Source organism: Pseudomonas sp. rhizo25, assembly GCF_031931935.1.
Lineage (GTDB): Bacteria > Pseudomonadota > Gammaproteobacteria > Pseudomonadales > Pseudomonadaceae > Aquipseudomonas > Aquipseudomonas synxantha.
Window position 1 is genome coordinate 184949 of sequence record NZ_JAUJXA010000005.1, and the last position, 17125, is coordinate 202073.

At 61.9% G+C, this 17125-nt stretch carries 16 protein-coding genes; 4 read left to right on the forward strand and 12 right to left on the reverse strand.

Features of this window, described 5'->3' with window-relative positions; translation table 11 throughout:
* Positions 1-31: 31 nt before the first annotated feature.
* The 3 genes from QZR30_RS13225 to QZR30_RS13235 all read left to right on the forward strand — a co-directional run bounded on the left by QZR30_RS13225 (position 32) and on the right by QZR30_RS13235 (position 3594).
* Complete coding sequence (locus QZR30_RS13225) at positions 32-1369, forward strand: lysine N(6)-hydroxylase/L-ornithine N(5)-oxygenase family protein (RefSeq protein WP_059397263.1); 1338 nt, start codon at positions 32-34, stop codon at positions 1367-1369.
* Between the two features lie 174 nt (positions 1370-1543).
* Positions 1544-2764, forward strand: coding sequence for a putative DNA modification/repair radical SAM protein (locus QZR30_RS13230; RefSeq protein ID WP_056846636.1), 1221 nt, complete (start codon positions 1544-1546; stop codon positions 2762-2764).
* Positions 2761-3594, forward strand: coding sequence for a TIGR03915 family putative DNA repair protein (locus tag QZR30_RS13235; protein ID WP_046068755.1), 834 nt, complete (start codon positions 2761-2763; stop codon positions 3592-3594). Before QZR30_RS13230 ends, QZR30_RS13235 begins: the two co-directional genes overlap by 4 nt.
* A gap of 136 nt (positions 3595-3730) precedes the next feature.
* Here QZR30_RS13235 and QZR30_RS13240 read toward each other — a convergent pair whose 3' ends face one another.
* The 7 genes from QZR30_RS13240 to ctlX form a co-directional block, all read right to left on the reverse strand.
* The gene (locus tag QZR30_RS13240; RefSeq protein WP_043048767.1) at positions 3731-4228 is read right to left on the reverse strand and encodes an Lrp/AsnC family transcriptional regulator; all 498 of its coding nucleotides are present in this window, start codon (positions 4226-4228) and stop codon (positions 3731-3733) included.
* Positions 4229-4232: 4 nt separating this feature from the next.
* On the reverse strand, positions 4233-5063 hold the full coding sequence (locus QZR30_RS13245; protein WP_056846635.1) for an ABC transporter ATP-binding protein: 831 nt from the start codon (positions 5061-5063) through the stop codon (positions 4233-4235).
* Between the two features lie 3 nt (positions 5064-5066).
* On the reverse strand, positions 5067-5780 hold the full coding sequence (locus tag QZR30_RS13250; RefSeq protein WP_046068753.1) for an ABC transporter permease: 714 nt from the start codon (positions 5778-5780) through the stop codon (positions 5067-5069).
* Positions 5777-6478: an ABC transporter permease gene (locus QZR30_RS13255; RefSeq protein ID WP_046068752.1), complete on the reverse strand. Its 702-nt coding sequence runs from the start codon at positions 6476-6478 to the stop codon at positions 5777-5779. Before QZR30_RS13255 ends, QZR30_RS13250 begins: the two co-directional genes overlap by 4 nt.
* A gap of 173 nt (positions 6479-6651) precedes the next feature.
* Positions 6652-7431 (reverse strand): ABC transporter substrate-binding protein, encoded by a 780-nt coding sequence (locus QZR30_RS13260; protein WP_056846633.1) that lies wholly within the window; start codon positions 7429-7431, stop codon positions 6652-6654.
* A gap of 226 nt (positions 7432-7657) precedes the next feature.
* Positions 7658-8704 carry an ornithine cyclodeaminase gene (locus tag QZR30_RS13265; protein WP_046068750.1) on the reverse strand — a complete coding sequence of 349 codons (1047 nt, stop codon included), beginning with the start codon at positions 8702-8704 and terminating at the stop codon, positions 7658-7660.
* Between the two features lie 11 nt (positions 8705-8715).
* Positions 8716-9642 carry a citrulline utilization hydrolase CtlX gene (gene ctlX / locus QZR30_RS13270; RefSeq protein ID WP_311903404.1) on the reverse strand — a complete coding sequence of 309 codons (927 nt, stop codon included), beginning with the start codon at positions 9640-9642 and terminating at the stop codon, positions 8716-8718.
* 237 nt (positions 9643-9879) lie between these two features.
* Between ctlX and QZR30_RS13275 the strand changes: the two genes are divergently transcribed.
* Positions 9880-10770 carry a GNAT family acetyltransferase gene (locus QZR30_RS13275; protein ID WP_081214450.1) on the forward strand — a complete coding sequence of 297 codons (891 nt, stop codon included), beginning with the start codon at positions 9880-9882 and terminating at the stop codon, positions 10768-10770.
* A gap of 128 nt (positions 10771-10898) precedes the next feature.
* Here the strand turns inward: QZR30_RS13275 and QZR30_RS13280 are convergent, their stop codons facing one another.
* From QZR30_RS13280 to QZR30_RS13300, 5 genes are all read right to left on the reverse strand, one after another.
* A complete protein-coding gene (locus QZR30_RS13280) occupies positions 10899-11918 on the reverse strand; it encodes a branched-chain amino acid aminotransferase (RefSeq protein ID WP_046068748.1) in 1020 nt (339 codons plus the stop codon).
* Between the two features lie 195 nt (positions 11919-12113).
* Complete coding sequence (gene lpdA, locus QZR30_RS13285) at positions 12114-13493, reverse strand: dihydrolipoyl dehydrogenase (protein ID WP_311903405.1); 1380 nt, start codon at positions 13491-13493, stop codon at positions 12114-12116.
* Positions 13494-13497: 4 nt separating this feature from the next.
* Positions 13498-14766: a dihydrolipoamide acetyltransferase family protein gene (locus QZR30_RS13290; protein ID WP_311903406.1), complete on the reverse strand. Its 1269-nt coding sequence runs from the start codon at positions 14764-14766 to the stop codon at positions 13498-13500.
* The gene (locus tag QZR30_RS13295) at positions 14767-15825 is read right to left on the reverse strand and encodes an alpha-ketoacid dehydrogenase subunit beta (RefSeq protein WP_005789444.1); all 1059 of its coding nucleotides are present in this window, start codon (positions 15823-15825) and stop codon (positions 14767-14769) included.
* Position 15826: 1 nt separating this feature from the next.
* Positions 15827-17062, reverse strand: a complete 1236-nt coding sequence (locus QZR30_RS13300) for a 3-methyl-2-oxobutanoate dehydrogenase (2-methylpropanoyl-transferring) subunit alpha (protein ID WP_056846629.1) — start codon at positions 17060-17062, stop codon at positions 15827-15829.
* Positions 17063-17125: the final 63 nt, after the last annotated feature.

Consider the following 17125-nt stretch of genomic DNA (forward strand, 5'->3'; position numbering starts at 1 on the left):
CCGCCAAGGGGCTTATCCAGAGGACACTGGAATGACACAGGCAATTGCTTCGCCCGCGGTTCATGACTTGATCGGGATCGGCTTCGGCCCCTCGAACCTGGCGCTGGCCATCGCCCTGCAGGAACGTGAAAAGGCCCAGGGCAAGCTGGACGTGCTGTTTCTCGACAAGCAAGCCGACTACCGCTGGCACGGCAACACCCTGGTGACCCAGAGTGAACTGCAGATTTCCTTCCTCAAGGACCTGGTGACCCTGCGCAACCCCACCAGCCCATATTCCTTCGTCAATTACCTCAAGGCCCATGACCGCCTGGTGGACTTCATTAACATGGGCACCTTCTACCCCTGCCGCATGGAGTACAACGATTACCTGCGCTGGGTCGCGGGGCAGTTCCAGGCCCAGGCGAGCTACGGTGAGGAAGTGCTGGCCATCGAGCCGATCCTGCATCAGCAGCAGGTCGAGGCGTTGCGGGTGATCTCCCGTGATGCCCAGGGTGAGCAGCATGTGCGCACCACTCGCTCGGTGGTGGTCAGCGCCGGTGGCACGCCGCGTATTCCCGAGGCGTTCCAGGCGCTTAAGGACGATACCCGCGTGTTCCACCACTCCCACTACCTGGAGCGCATGGCCAGCCAGCCCTGCGTGAGCGGCAAGGCCATGCGCATTGCGGTGATCGGCGGCGGCCAGAGCGCGGCTGAAGCGTTTATTGACCTCAATGACAGCTTCCCGTCGGTGCAGGTCGATATGATCCTGCGCGGCTCGGCGCTCAAGCCGGCCGATGACAGCCCGTTCGTCAACGAAGTGTTTTCGCCGGCCTTCACCGACCTGGTATTCCAGCAAGTCGGTGCCGAGCGCGAGCGTCTGGTCGCCGAGTACCGCAACACCAACTATTCGGTGGTGGACCTGGACCTCATCGAGCGCATCTACGGGATTTTCTACCGCCAGAAAGTCTCCGGCATCGCGCGCCAGGCGTTCCGCACCATGACCGTGGTGGAGAAAGCCACCGCCGGCCCGCTGGGTATCGAACTGGTGCTGCGCAACAACGCCACTAACGAAACCAGCCTCAACCATTACGACGCAGTGATCCTGGCCACCGGCTACGAGCGCCAGATGCACCGCGAACTGTTGGCGCCGCTGCAGGCCTATATGGGCGATTTCGAAGTGGCCCGCGACTACCGCATCGTCACCGACGAGCGCTGCAAGGCCGGCATCTACATCCAGGGCTTCAGCCAGGCCAGCCATGGCTTGAGCGATACCTTGCTGTCGGTGCTGCCGATTCGCGCCGATGAGATTGCGGCGTCGTTGTATGAGAACGATCGAAATCGTGACAAGGGTCGTTCGGTGCAGGACCTGCTGCTGGCCACCGCCAGCTGAGCGGCCCCTCTGTAGGAGCGAGCTTGCTCGCGAAGAACCCAAGAGCAACGCGTTAATCCAGACAGGACGCGTAATCGTTGACGTTCTTCGCGAGCAAGCTCGTTCCTACAGACGGCACTTGTGACAAGGTGTGGCTATTGGTACTGTACAAAAAACCAGTATCGGTAGCCCGCCATGCAGTTGATCGAAAAACTCAGCATCCTCGCCGATGCCGCCAAGTACGACGCGTCCTGCGCCAGCAGTGGCGCGCCCAAGCGCAGTTCCGAGGGCAAGGCGGGGCTGGGGTCCACCGATGGCATGGGCATTTGCCACAGCTACACACCTGACGGGCGCTGCGTGTCGTTGCTCAAGGTGTTGCTCACCAACTTCTGCCTGTACGACTGCCAATACTGCGTCAATCGCCGTTCCAGCGACGTGCCCCGTGCGCGTTTCAGCCCGGAAGAGGTGGTGACCCTGACCCTGGATTTCTACAAGCGCAACTGCGTCAGCGGGCTGTTCCTCAGTTCCGGCATCATCCGTTCGGCCGACTACACCATGGAACAACTGGTGCGGGTGGCCAAGCTGCTGCGCGAAGAGCATGACTTTCGTGGCTATATCCACCTCAAGACCATCCCCGAGGCCGACCCCGCGCTGATCGCCGAGGCCGGGCGCTACGCCGACCGGCTCAGCGTGAATATTGAACTACCCACCGACGCCAGCCTGCAAACCCTGGCGCCGGAGAAGCAGATCGTCTCGATCAAGCAGGCCATGCAGACCATCTACACCGGCGAGCAGACGGTGCTGAACGAACCCCGTGCCCCGCGTTTCGCCCCGGCCGGGCAGAGCACGCAAATGATCGTTGGCGCCGACGACACCGATGACAGCACCATCCTCCACGGTGCCGAGGCGTTGTATGGCAATTTCAAGCTGCGCCGCGTGTATTACTCGGCGTTCAGCCCCATCCCCAACAGCCCGAAAAGCGTACCCCTGGCCGCGCCGCCGCTGATGCGCGAACACCGCTTGTACCAGGCCGATTTCCTCCTGCGCAGCTACGGTTTCAGCGCCAACGAACTGTTTAAAGGCCCCGGCCACCTGGCCCTGGATATCGACCCCAAGCTGGCCTGGGCCCTTGAGCACCGCGAGGTGTTCCCGCTGGACCTGAACCGCGCCGAGCCGACCCTGATAGCACGTATTCCCGGCATCGGCCTGCGCACCACCCAGCGCCTGGTGGACCTGCGCCGCGAACGCAAGATCCGCTTCGAAGACCTTGCACGCATGCGCTGCGTGCTGGCCAAGGCCAAGCCGTTCTTCATCACCAGCGACTACCACCCGCAACAGGCCGACAGCACCAGCGTGTTGTTGCGCGAGCAATTGCGCGACCGCCCGCAGCCACAACAGATGGGGTTATGGGGATGATCAGCCTGGAATGCGACAACCTGTTCAGCACCTGGCGCGAACAGGCGCGCTGGCTGCTCAGCCATCAGGTCGACCCCAGCCAGGTGAGTTGGGGCCAGACGCAGGCGGCGGATCTGTTCGCCACCGATGAGCCGATCCCGCCAGGGCTGGGGCCGTTCCAGGCACGGATCCCCAAGGCGCTGTTGGAATTGCTGGAGTCGGCCGCCTGTTACCACGGCGATCAGCGTTGGAGTTTGTTGTACGAGGTGCTGTGGCGGGTCAGCCATGGTGATCGCACCGCGATGTTGGCGGGGGACAAGCTGGGCAGTGAGTTGCAACGGCGCATCAAGCAGGTCAGCCGTGAAGCCCATCACCTGCATGCGTTTGTGCGCTTTATTGCCCTGCCGGCCGAGGCGGGACCAGAACTGCCGGAGTACGTGGCCTGGCATGAGCCGGCCCACGACATTCTCAAAAGCGCCAGCCAGCATTTTGTCGGGCGCATGGGCCGCCATCGCTGGATGATCGCGACGCCCCTGGACGGGGTGTATTACGACGGCGAACAGTTGATTCATCAACGCCGGTGCCCCGAGGCCTGGCAGCAACTGGCGCAGAATGTCGAGGACCCCCACAGTGCGATGTGGTTGACCTACTACAGCCACATCTTCAACCCGGCACGGTTGAACCCCAAGGTGATGGAAGGGCACTTGCCGAGTCGGTTCTGGAAGAATCTGCCGGAGGGCAAGTTGATACCGGGGTTGATCAGCGAGGCGCGCACGGGCAAGCAGAAGGATGGGCAGGCGAAGCTGGTTGGGGCAAGGCCTGGTAAGAAAATCTTAAGTGGGCATGGCTAAAAATGAGGGAGGGGGCTTGCTCTCGATAGCGGTGGGTCAGTGATAGATGAGCTGACTGACACGCTGCTATCGGGAGCAAGTCGAATCGTCGCACCGCCCCTCCCACATTTGTTCTTCTGTGACTGGGGTAAGGGGCTCAGGCCAGTTCGGTAGCAGTGTTCTTGACCACCGCCAACTCCGGATGCGCCACCAACTTATCAATGTGCAACTCATCATTGTTCAACCAGGTCTCGGTCAGCACCCGGTAATGCTCCATGTCCCGGCAGCGCATGCGCAGGCTGTAGTCGAACGGCCCGCTGATCAGTTGGCATTCGAACACCTGCGGGCAGGCCTTCACACAGGCTTCGAAGGCCTTTTGTGCCGAACGCCCGCTCTGGTTGGACAAGGCCACCAGCACCAGCAGCGACAGCCCCGGTGAGACCATTTGCACGTCGATGATCGCCCCATACCCACGGATCACCCCGCGTCGCTCCAGCTTGCGCACCCGTTCCAGGCAGGGCCTGGGGGTGAGGTGCACCAGCGATGAGAGCCTTTCGTAGGTGATACGCCCCTGGTGCCGCAGCACGTCGATGATCGCTTCGTCGATGCGATCCAGCGCAGGGGAAGAATGGGGTCCGTTGGCCTTGGTATCCATGGGTTCACTTCAAACGGTTGGAAAGAAATTGCTGCAAGCGTTCGCTGTTGGGATGGTCGAGGATCTCGGCGCCGCCGTGTTCCTCGACCCGGCCCTGATGCAAGAACAGCACCTGGCTGGACACCTGGCGGGCAAAGCCCATTTCGTGGGTGACCATCAGCATGGTACGACCTTCCTCGGCCAACGTCTGTATGACTTTGAGGACTTCTCCTACAAGTTCTGGGTCGAGGGCAGAAGTCGGTTCATCGAACAGGATAATCTCCGGCTCCATTGCCAGCGCCCGGGCAATCGCCACGCGCTGCTGCTGGCCACCGGACAGGAACGCCGGGTATTGGTCCGCCACGCGGCTTGGCAGGCCAACCTTGTCCAAGTACAGGCGTGCGCGTTTTTCCGCTTCGGCGGCGCTCACGTCCAGCACCCGGCGCGGGGCCATGGTGATGTTTTCCAGCACGGTCATGTGGCTCCACAGGTTGAAGTGCTGGAACACCATGGCCAGTCGCGTGCGCAGGTTTTGCAGTTGCGCCTGATGCGGTGCGCGGCTGCCGGCGCGGCCTTGCTGCATCTGGATGCTGATGCCATCCAGGGTGATAACCCCGGCGTCGGGTTGTTCGAGAAAATTGATACAACGCAACATGGTGCTCTTGCCCGAACCGCTGGCGCCGATCAGGCTGATCACATCGCCCTGGCGCGCATTGAGGGACACGCCCTTGAGCACTTCATGTTCGCCGTAGCGTTTATGGATGCCTTCGACTTGCAGCTTGATCGCGGCAGTTGCAGCGTTGGTCACGGGTACATCCACCGGATAAGCGGCCAGGGCCTGCGCGGACTGATTCATGGGTTAGCCTCGGGTAGGAACAAGAAAACGCATCCAGCGACGTTCGGCCAGTCGAAATAGGCCCACCAGTGCAAAGGACAGCAGCATGTAGAGCAGGGCGGCGATGCCGAAGGCCTGGAAGGTCAGGAATGTCTCGGCATTTGCGTCGCGGGCGACCTTGAGGATGTCGGCAACCGTGGCGGTGAACGCCAGCGAAGTGGCGTGCAGCATCAGGATCATTTCATTGCTGTAGGCCGGCAGCGCGCGGCGCAAGGCGGCGGGCACCACCACATACAGGTTCAGCCGCCAGCCGTGGAGGCCATAGGCGCGTGCCGCTTCGATTTCGCCGTGGGGAATATTGCGGATCGCCCCGGCGAAGATTTCCACGGTGTAGGCGCAGGTGTTGAGCACAAACGCCAACAGAGTGCAGTTCAGCGCATTGCGGAAAAACTGGTTGAGCAGGGCGTTGTCCTGCACCACCTCCAGGCTGTACAGCCCGGTGTAGCAAATCAGCAATTGGATATACAGCGGTGTGCCACGGAACAGGTAGGTGTAGACCTCCACCGGCCAGCGCAGCCAAAAGTGCTGCGAAACCCGCGCCAGTGCCAGCGGGATCGACAGGCAAAAGCCGAGCACCACCGAGATGATGAACAGCCACAAGGTCATGGCCACGCCGGACAACCCCGTACCATCGCTGAACAGATAGGCCAGGCCGTATTGCTGGAACAGTTCGATCATCGCGCCATCCCCTTGATGCCCAGGTTGTAGCGCCGTTCGAGGCGCTTGAAGATGCGGTTGGAGAGGGTGGTGATCACCAGGTACACCAGCCCCGCAAGGATCAGGAAGTAAAGCGGCTCGCTGGTGGACTTGCCGGCGTTCTGCGCGGCCTTGACCAAGTCCGACAGGCCGATGATCGACACCAGCGCCGTGGACTTGAGCAGCACCAGCCAGTTATTGCCGAGGCCCGGCAGGGCAAAGCGCATCAGTTGCGGGAACAGCACCAGGTGAAAGCGCTGCCAGCGGCTCAGGCCATAGGCGGTAGCGGCTTCCAATTGGCCTACCGGCACACTGAGGATCGCGCCCCGGAAGTTCTCGGTGAAATACGCTCCATAGATAAACCCCAGGGTGACCACCCCGGCGGTAAACGGGTCGATTTCGAAATACTCCCAGCCGAACACTTCGGTCAGGTCATTGAGCCACAGTTGCAGGCTGTAGAAGATCAGCAGGATCAGCACCAGGTCCGGCACGCTGCGGATCAGCGTGGTGTACAGCGTGGCCGGTACGCGCAGCCATTTGGCGCTGGAAAGCTTGGCGCCGGCGGCGACCAGGCCCAAGGTGAGGCTCAGGGCCAGGGCCAGGAAGGCCAGCTTGAGCGTCATCCAGGCACCCTGGGCCAGCATCGGGCCGTAGCCTTGCAGGTTGAAGAGTTCGTTCATGGGGAAGATCTCTAAAAGGCACACACTCAATCTCTGTGGGAACCGACTTGTGTGGGAGGGGGCTTGCTCCCGATAGCGGTGGTTCAGTCAATATTTTCAATGACTGACACACTGCTATCGGGAGCAAGCCCCCTCCCACACAAGCGTGTTCCACAGGGCAGGCGATGGCTTAGTTATTCGTTGTAGATGTCTTGATCGCCGAAGTATTTCTTCTGGATCTTGGCGTAGGTGCCATCGGCCTGGACGGCGGCGATGCCCTTGTTGATCAGCTCACGCAGTGCCTGGTCGTTCTTGCGCAGGCCCATGGCGATGTCCAGGGGCAAGGTCGGGTCCTTGAAGGCCGGGCCGGTCTTGAAGTCGGCGCCTTCGGGCTTGGACAGGAAGTTGAGCTGGGCTTCGAGCTTGTCGGTCAAGGTAGCGTCGAGGCGACCGTTCTGCAGGTCGGCGTAGTTCTGCTCCTGGGATTGGTACGCCTTGATCTGCGCGCCAAGCTTGGCCAGGTGTGCCCGCGCGTAGGCTTCCTGCAGCGAGCCTTGCAATACGCCGACTTGCTTGCCATTGAGCGATTCGGGCGTGTCGCCGAAATCCGCGCCTTTGCGAGTGATCACCGACGTCGGACTGAGGAACAGCCGATCGGTGAAATCGATGACTTTTTCCCGCGCCGGGGTCACCGCCATGGAGGACATGATCGCATCGAACTTGCGCGCCCGCAGGGCCGGGATCATGCCGTCGAACTCGTTGTGCACCCAGGTGCATTTGACCTCGAGCTTGGCGCAGATGGCGTTGCCCAATTCGATATCGAAGCCTTGCAGGCTGCCGTCGGCGGCTACGGATTCGAAGGGTGGGTATTCGGGGAACACGCCGAAGCGGATTTCTTTCCACTCCTGAGCGTGGGCAGCAGTAGCGCACAGTGGCAACAGCAAAGCAGCGAAAAGTGATCGCAGTGGAGTCATGTGGAGGTCCCTTTATTTTGTAATTGATGTCAGGGCAGTGAATAACTGGGAGCAGAGAATGCTTCATGATGGTGCGTTTTTTGTGTCGTTTACCCGGTGCACAAAGCGCAAATTGCGCTGTTAAAACGAGCAATGCAGCTGAATCGGCTGTGACACCCGCTGAATCGGCTTTTCATCGGTAAAAATCCGGCCTGCCCTTGGCGCAAAGCGGCAGGCCAGAGCGGTCTCAGGCGCGCTTTTTCTGCTGTGCGGCCGGCTGCTGGGCCAGGCGGGCAAACAGGTCTTTCGGGTCGGCCAGGTCGGGTACCAGTTCCAATTCGCTGCCTACATCGAGGGCCTTGGCCACGTCCAGCACATAGCGCAAGGCCGAATAGTCTTCGATGGCAAAACCCACCGAGTCGAACAGGGTGACTTGGCGCTCATTCTCGCGGCCGGGTTTCTGGCCGTTGATCACCTGCCATAGCTCGGTGACTGGCGAGTCTTCCGGCATGTGCTGGATCTCGCCCTCGATACGGCTTTGCGGTTCGTACTCGACGATCACGCGGGCGCGCTCGACGATGCGTCGGTCCAGTTCGGTCTTGCCTGGGCAATCGCCGCCCACGGCGTTGAGGTGCATGCCGGGCTCGATCATCTCGTCCGTCAGGATGGTGGCGTAGGCCTTGTCGGCGGTGACGGTGGTGACGATATCCGCGCCTTTGACCGCTTCGGCGACGCTGCCGGCCAGGACCACCTTGATCGCCGGAAACGCCTTGAGGTTGGCGGCGAGCTTGGCGGTGGCCTTGGGGTCGATATCGAACAAGCGGATTTCAGTGATGCCGAGCATGGCGTGGAAGGCCAGGGCCTGGAATTCGCTCTGGCAGCCGTTGCCGATCAGCGCCATGCTGCGGCTGTCGGCACGGGCCAGGTAGCGGGCAACCAGGGCCGAGGTGGCGGCGGTGCGGATCGCGGTGGTCAGGGTCATTTCCGCCAGCAGCACCGGTTTACCGGTGTCCACATCGCCCAGGGCGCCGAAAGCCATCACCGTGAGCATGCCAGCCAGGGTGTTTTTCGGATGGCCGTTGACGTATTTGAAGGCGTATAGCGAAGCGTCGGACACCGGCATCAGCTCGATCACACCATCTGGTGAATGGTTGGCCAGGCGCGCGCATTTCTCGAAATCCTGCCAGCGCAGGTAGTCGGCGCGGATATAGTCGGCCATCTCGGTGATGCAGGTTTGCAGACCTTTCTGCGAGACCAGGTAGCTGAGGTCGTTGACGTCGATGTAACGGGTCATGGCAAGACTCCTTATTGAAATGAGGGACGGGCCGGCAGATGCACTTCGGCCAGCATGCAGCGGGCACTGCCGCCGCCGATGCGTTCGATGTTGTGGATATTCACCACCACCGGCCGCGTGTGGCGCTCCACATGCTGGCGTTGGGCAGGTTGCAGCGCGCCCCAGGCGCTGGCGGACATCACCAGCAGCGGCTGACCGTCACGGTCGTGGACTTCGAGCATGTTGCCGGCGAAGGCTTCCAACTGGTCGAAGTCGAGGGCGAGGATATCTTTGCCGGTGTCGCGCAGGGAGCGCTCCAACGTCAGGCGCTCGCCCTCATCAGGCAGCGCTTGCAGGCACACCACCGCGAGGTCACGGCCGACGCTCATCATTACGTTGCTGTGGTAGATCGGCGCGTGGTGGCGGTCGAGGGCGTGGAACACGCAGAGCTGGTAGTCGAGGCGTTCGGCGAACTGGCGCAGGGCGGCGTGGTGGGTGCGCCCGGAGTGGCAGGCGTAGCTGATGCGGTGCTGGCGGTCGAGCACCATGCTGCCGGTGCCTTCGAGGAAGATGTTCTGTTGTTCAAGGTGACTCAGGTCGATGGTGTCTTTTATCGCAAAGCGTTGCTCCAGTACTTGCAGTACGCCTTTGTTGCGCTCCAGGCGGCGGTTCTGGCCCTCCATGGGGTAGAGCACCAGGCTGCCGTCGGCGTGGCTGCTCCACCAGTTGTTGGGGAAGATCGAGTCCGGAGTGTGGGGTGCCGGGGTGTCCTGCACCACCAGTACTTCCACGCCGTGATTGCGCAGGGTTTCGACATAACCGTCGAACTCTTCCAGCGCTTTGTGCTGTGCACTGAGTGGGTCCAGCGGCGGGCGTTGAAAACGGTTGTTGATCGCGGTGTCCGGGTTGAAGGCAAAGCGCGCCGGGCGGATCATCAGGACGGTGTTGGTGGTTTGCATGGGGGCACGGGTCCATGGGGTGATCTTGTAGCGCTATTTTGTGCGTTGTCGGGGAAGTATCTCGGCTGAAACAGCAGGGCGGCCCAGCCGGGAAAGCTGAAAAGGGCAGTGATGCAGCCGAATCGGCTGTCAGATTGAAATGCAGTCATATGTGGGAGGGGGCCGTCGAATCGTCGCACCGCCCCTCCCGCATTGGTACAGTAGCGATTGTGATAGCTTTGTCAGCCAGGAGGAGTCATGTCTACCGCCGTTCGCCTCGCCCAGCCAGCCGATGCCGAGGGCATCAGCCAGGTCATCCTGGCCGCCTTGCACAGCAGTAATGCGCGGGATTATCCGGCGGATGTGATAGCGCGAGTCGCCAGCAGTTTCACCCCTGACGCGGTGCTGGAACTGCTCAAGCGCCGTGTCGTGTTGGTGGCCACCCAGGACCAGGTAATCGTCGCCACCGCCGCGCTCGATGCCAACGTAGTGCGTTCGGTGTTCGTCAATCCGGCGTTGCAAGGGCAGGGCATTGGCCGGTTGTTGATGATCGAGATCGAACTGCGTGCCCGGGAGGCGGGCGTAACGGTATTGAGCGTGCCATCTTCGCTGACTGCGGAGCCCTTCTATACCAGGCTGGGTTTTCATACCGTGCGCGACGTCTACCATGGCAACGAGCGCACGCTGGTGATGGAAAAGGCGCTGCTGTCACGACATCCCATCGGCCCTTATCGAGACCGTCAGCACCGTACCCAAGTGATCGAGTTATGGCAGGAGGCGTTTGGCTATGACACCGCACATAACCTGCCGAGCCTGGCGATTGACAAGAAGCTGGCGGTCAACGATGGGTTGTTCTTCGTCGCCACCGACAAGAAAGCTGTGATCGGCACGATACTCGCCGGCTATGACGGTCACCGTGGCTGGCTGTACTCCGTGGCTGTGCATGCCGACTATCGTCGCCATGGTTTGGGATCGTCGCTGGTGCGCCATGCCGAGCAGGCGTTGACGGCCTTGGGCTGCATGAAGATCAACCTGCAGATCACCGGCGGCAATGACGCGGTGGTGGGGTTCTACGAAGCGTTGGGGTATGGGGTGGAGCCGAGGATCAGTATGGGCAAGAAGATTGTCGGGAATATCCCTCAATCCTGAAAATACTGGAGATCCAATGTGGGAGGGGGCTTGCTCCCGATAGTGGAGTGTCAGTCGATGAAGATGTTGACTGACCTGCCGCTATCGGGAGCAAGCCCCCTCCCACAGGGTATTGCGGTGTCGCTGGCTTATACCTTGACGATCCAACCCGCCGGCGCTTCAACATCACCGGTCTGCACACCCGTCAGCTCCTTGTAGAGCTTCTGGGTGATCGGGCCGACTTCGGTCTCGCTATGGAACACGTGCAGCTTGCCGTTGTACTGGATGCCGCCGATCGGCGAAATCACTGCCGCGGTACCGCAGGCGCCGGCTTCCTTGAACTGGTCCAGCTTGTCGATGAACACTTCGCCCTCGACCACTTCCAGGCCCAGGCGGGTCTGGGCCAGTTCGATCAGCGACAGGCGGGTGATGCCTGGCAGTACCGAAGGCGACTTCGGCGTGATGAACTGGTTGTCGTGGGTGATCCCGAAGAAGTTGGCCGAACCGACTTCTTCGATTTTCGAGTGGGTCATCGGGTCCAGGTAGATCGCGTCAGCGAAGCCGGATTTCTTCGCTTCCGAGCCCGGCATCAGGCTGGCGGCGTAGTTGCCACCGACCTTGGCGGCGCCGGTGCCTTGCGGCGCGGCGCGGTCGTAGCCGGAGATCTGGAAGTTGTGCGGCACCAGGCCGCCCTTGAAATAGGCACCGACCGGGATGCAGAACACCGAGAAGATGAACTCCGGCGCAGTGCGCACGCCGATGTTGTCACCGGTGCCGATCACGAACGGACGCAGGTACAGCGCACCGCCGCTGCCGTACGGCGGGATGAAGCGCTCGTTGGCCTTGACCACTTGTCTACAGGCGTCGATGAAGGCTTCGGTCGGTACTTGCGGCATCAGCAGGCGACCGCAGCTGCGCTGCATGCGCGCAGCGTTCTGGTCCGGGCGGAACAGGTTGATCGAACCGTCCTTGCAACGATAGGCCTTCAGGCCCTCGAAACACTGCTGCCCATAGTGCAGGGCGGTGGAGCCCTCGCTGATGTGCAGCACGTTGTCGTCGGTCAGGGTGCCTTCCTGCCATTCGCCGTTTTTCCAGACCTGGAGAAACCGCTTGTCGGTCTTGATGTAGTCAAAACCCAGCTTGTCCCAATTGATGCTTTCGTTACCCATGACACCCTCTATCTCTGGTCAAGTCGGATTTTTTTCTGGATGGGCTCAACAATACTTCATTCGTTGGTCTGTTCGCATCCCCTGTAGGAGCGAGCTTGCTCGCGAAGAACATAAGGGCGCCGCGTTTAATCAGGTTGCACGCGTAATCGTTGACGATTTTCGCGAGCAAGCTCGCTCCTACAGGTTTTGTGTCATTTATAGGTGCAGCGCGTGGCCCAAGGCCCGCAGCGCGGCTTCCTGCACCGCTTCACCCAGGGTCGGGTGGGCGTGGATGGTGCCGGCCACATCCTCCAGGCGTGCACCCATTTCCAGGCTCAGGCCAAAGGCGGTGGACAGTTCGGACACGCCAGCCCCCACGGCCTGCCAGCCGACAATCAGGTGATTGTCACGCCGCGCCACTACCCGCACAAAGCCGGCTTTGGACTCCAGGGTCATGGCCCGGCCATTGGCGGCAAACGGGAAGCTCGACACGATGCAGTCCAGGCCGGCGGCCTTGGCGTCGTCCGGGGTCTTGCCGACTACCACCAGCTCCGGGTCGGTAAAGCACACTGCTGGAATCGCCGCCGGGTTGAATTCGCGGGCTTTACCGCTGATCAGCTCGGCAACCATCTCGCCCTGGGCCATGGCCCGGTGCGCCAGCATCGGTTCGCCACTGAGGTCGCCGATGGCGTACACATTGCGCATGCTGGTCTGGCAGCGGCTGTCGATCTTGATCGCTGCGCCGTTCATGTCCAGGTTCAGCGCTTCGAGATTCCAGCCCTGGGTGTTGGGCTTGCGGCCCACGGCCACCAGCACCTGGTCGGTGTCCAGCGCGAGAGAGTCGCCGTCGGGTGCGCGCACTTGCAGTTTGTTGTCGGCAAAGCCGGTGACACTGTGCCCGAGGTACAGCTTCACCCCGAGTTTCTTCAGGGACTCGGCCACCGGTAAGGTCAGCTCGGCATCGTAGGCGGGCAGGATATGTTCCTGGGCCTCGACCACACTCACTTCGGCACCGAGCTTGCGATAGGCAATGCCCAGTTCCAGGCCGATATAACCGCCGCCGACCACGATCAGGCGCTTGGGCACGCGGGTTGGCGCCAGGGCTTCGGTGGAGGAGATGATCGGCCCGCCAATCGGCAGCATCGGCAGGTTGACGCTTTTCGAACCGGTAGCCAGCAGCAGGTGCTCGCACTGGATGCGCTGGTCGCCCACCTCGACGGTCTTGCCGTCGACCACCTTGGCCCAACCGTGGATCACCTGCACCTTGTGTTTTTTCAGCAGTGCGGCGACGCCGGTGGTCAGGCGGTCGACGATACCGTCTTTCCATTCCACGCTTTTGCGGATGTCCAGGGTCGGCACATCCACTTCGATACCCAGTTGCGAGCCCTGGCTGTGGTGTACGGTTTGCTGGAACTGTTCGGCCACATGAATAAGGGCCTTGGACGGAATGCAGCCGATGTTCAGGCAGGTGCCGCCCAGTGCCTGGCCTTCCACCAGGATGGTGGGGATACCCAACTGACCGGCGCGAATCGCCGCCACATAACCGCCGGGGCCGCCGCCGATAATCAGCAGCGTGGTGTGCAATATCTGAGTCATGCCTTTACTCCAGGAACAGGCTGGCGGGTTGTTCGAGCAGGCCGCGGATGGCCTGGATGAATTGCGCCGCGTCCATGCCATCGACCACGCGGTGATCGAAGGAGCTGGAGAGGTTCATCATCTTGCGCACCACGATCTGGCCCTTGATCACCATCGGCCGTTCGACGATGCGGTTGACGCCGACGATGGCCACTTCCGGCAGGTTCAGCACCGGCGTGCTGACAATGCCGCCCAAGGCGCCAAGGCTGGTCAGGGTGATGGTCGAACCGGACAACTCTTCACGGCTGGCCTTGCCGGTGCGCGCTGCGTTGGCCAGGCGTGCGATTTCTTCGGCATTGCCCCACAGGCTGCGGGCTTCGGCGTGACGCACCACCGGCACCATCAGGCCCACGTCGCTTTGGGTGGCAACGCCCACATGCACCGCGCCGAGACGGGTGATGACCTGGGCTTCGTCGTCATAGCGGGCGTTGATCTGTGGGAACTCGCGCAGCGCCACCACCATGGCGCGCACGATGAACGGCAGCAGGGTCAGCTTGCCGCGTGTCGCCCCGTGCTTCTCATTGAGGTGCACGCGCAACTCGTCGAGGGCGGTGACGTCGATTTCTTCCACGTAGCTGAAGTGTGCGGCGCGGCGTGTGGCGTCCTGCATGCGCTGGGCGATCTTGCGACGCATGCCGATCACCGGGATCTGGTGTTCGTCATTGCGCTCGGTGTAAGGGTTGGCTGCATTCGCACCGGCGGCCGGCCCCTGCTGCAGGTACGCCTCCAGATCTTCATGCAGGATTCGGCCCGCTGGGCCCGAGCCCTGGACCAGGCGCAGTTGAATCCCCGCGTCCAGCGCGTGCTTGCGCACGGCGGGGGAAGCCAGAGGGCGTTCACTGGCTTCACGGGCCACGGGTGCTTGCGGCGCTTTCACGGCAGGCGCGGGTTTGCTTTCTACAGGTGCCGGTGCCGGTGCCGGTTTGGCTTCGGCTACAGGCGCAGCCTTCGCCGGCTCGGCAACTATCGGTGCATCCTTGGTATTGCCCGCGCCTTCCACTTCAATGCTGATCAAAATACTGCCCACCGCCATGACTTCACCCGGCTCGCCGCCGAGAGAAATCACCTTGCCGTGGACCGGCGAGGGAATATCCACCATCGCCTTGTCGGTCATTACATCCGCCAGCACCTGGTCTTCAACCACCAGATCGCCGACCTTCACATGCCATTGCGACAATTCAACTTCCGCGATGCCTTCGCCGATGTCTGGCATCTTGATAACGTGCGTGCCCATTCAGACCTCCATGACCCGTTTCAACGCCGCGCCCACTCGGGACGGGCCTGGGAAATACGCCCATTCCTGCGCGTGCGGGTAGGGGGTGTCCCAACCGGTGACGCGCTCGATTGGCGCTTCCAGGTGGTGGAAGCAATGCTCTTGCACCAGCGACACTAGCTCGGCACCAAAGCCGCAGGTGCGGGTGGCTTCATGCACTACCACGCAACGGCCGGTCTTTTTCACCGACTTGACGATGGTTTCCAGGTCCAGCGGCCACAGGCTGCGCAGGTCGATGACTTCGGCGTCAATGCCGGTTTCTTCGGCGGCGACTTGGGAGACGTACACGGTGGTGCCGTAGGTCAGCACGGTCACGGCCGAACCTGGGCGCACGATGGCGGCCACGTCCAGCGGCACGGTGTAGTAACCGTCCGGAACCTGTGCTTGTGGATGTTTCGACCAAGGCGTTACCGGGCGGTCGTGGTGCCCGTCGAATGGGCCGTTGTACAGGCGCTTGGGCTCAAGGAAGATCACCGGGTCATCGTTTTCGATGGAGGCGATCAGCAGGCCCTTGGCGTCATAGGGGTTGGACGGCATCACCGTGCGCAGGCCGCAGACCTGGGTGAACACCGCTTCGATACTCTGGCTGTGGGTCTGGCCGCCGTAGATGCCGCCGCCGCAGGGCATGCGCATGGTCAGGGGCGCAGTGAACTGGCCGGCCGAACGATAACGCAGGCGTGCCGCTTCGGAGATGATCTGGTCGGTGGCCGGGTAGACGTAGTCGGCGAACTGGATTTCAGCTACCGGGCGCAAGCCGTAGGCACCCATGCCCACGGCCACGCCGACAATGCCGCTTTCCGAGATCGGTGCGTCGAATACCCGCGAGCTGCCGTACTTGGTTTGCAAGCCTTCGGTGCAACGGAACACGCCGCCAAAGTAGCCGACGTCCTGGCCGAACACCACCACATTGTCGTCACGTTCAAGCATCACATCCATGGCCGAGCGCAGGGCCTGGATCATGGTCATGGTGGTGGTGGTCATGGCGGTTTCCAGTTCGATGCTGTTGTTGTGGTCGTTCATGTCACACCCCCAACTCTTGACGCTGGCGCTTCAAGTGCTCCGGCATCTCTTTATAGACGTCCTCGAACATGGTCGCGGCGCTTGGAATCTGGCCGCCGGCCAGGGTGCCGTACTGCTCGGCTTCCTTCTGCGCCTTGACCACTTCGGCTTCAAGCTCGGCACTGACCGCCGCGTGTTCCTCTTCAGACCACTGGCCAATCTTGATCAGGTGCTGCTTGAGGCGGGCAATCGGGTCGCCCAACGGGAAGTGGCTCCAGTCGTCGGCGGGGCGGTATTTGGATGGGTCATCGGAGGTGGAATGCGGACCGGCGCGGTAGGTGACCCATTCGATCAGGGTTGGCCCAAGGTTACGGCGCGCACGCTCGGCAGCCCAGGCCGAGGCGGCGTACACCGCGATAAAGTCGTTGCCGTCTACCCGCAGGGAGGCGATACCGCAGCCTACGCCGCGTCCGGCGAAGGTGGTGGCTTCACCGCCGGCGATGGCCTGGAAAGTGGAGATGGCCCATTGGTTGTTGACCACGTTGAGTATCACCGGCGCACGGTAGACGTGGGCGAAGGTGAGGGCGGTGTGGAAGTCTGATTCAGCCGTGGCGCCGTCGCCGATCCAGGCCGAGGCGATCTTGGTATCGCCCTTGATTGCCGAAGCCATCCCCCAACCCACGCCCTGGACGAATTGGGTGGCGAGGTTGCCGGAAATGGTGAAGAAACCCGCCTCTTTGACCGAGTACATGATCGGCAACTGGCGACCCTTAAGCGGGTCGCGCTCGTTGGACAGCAGTTGGCAGATCAGGTCTACCAGCGGCACGTCGCGGGCCATCAGAATGCTTTGCTGGCGATAGGTGGGGAAGCACATGTCGTCGATGTTCAAGGCCAGGGCCTGGGCGCTGCCGATGGCTTCTTCGCCAAGGCTTTGCATATAGAACGACATTTTTTTCTGACGTTGGGCGACCACCATGCGGTTGTCGAAGATGCGCGTCTTGAGCATGGCGCGCATACCGCGGCGCATGATCTCGACAGGCACGCCTTCAGCCCACGGGCCAAGGGCCTGGCCCTGGTCGTCGAGCACGCGGATCAGGCCCTTGGCCAGGTCGGCGGTGTCGGCGGGTTCTACGTCGATGGCGGGTTTGCGTACCAGGCCGGCGTCGGTCAGGCGCAGGTAGGTAAAATCGGTCTTGCAGCCCGGGCGGCCCGAGGGTTCGGGAACGTGCAGGCGCAGCGGTGCATACGGCTGGGTCATGGCTTTCTACGCTCTATCTTGTGAATTTCTTGTAGTGGGCGCGCTAGCTGACAGTCAGTCTTC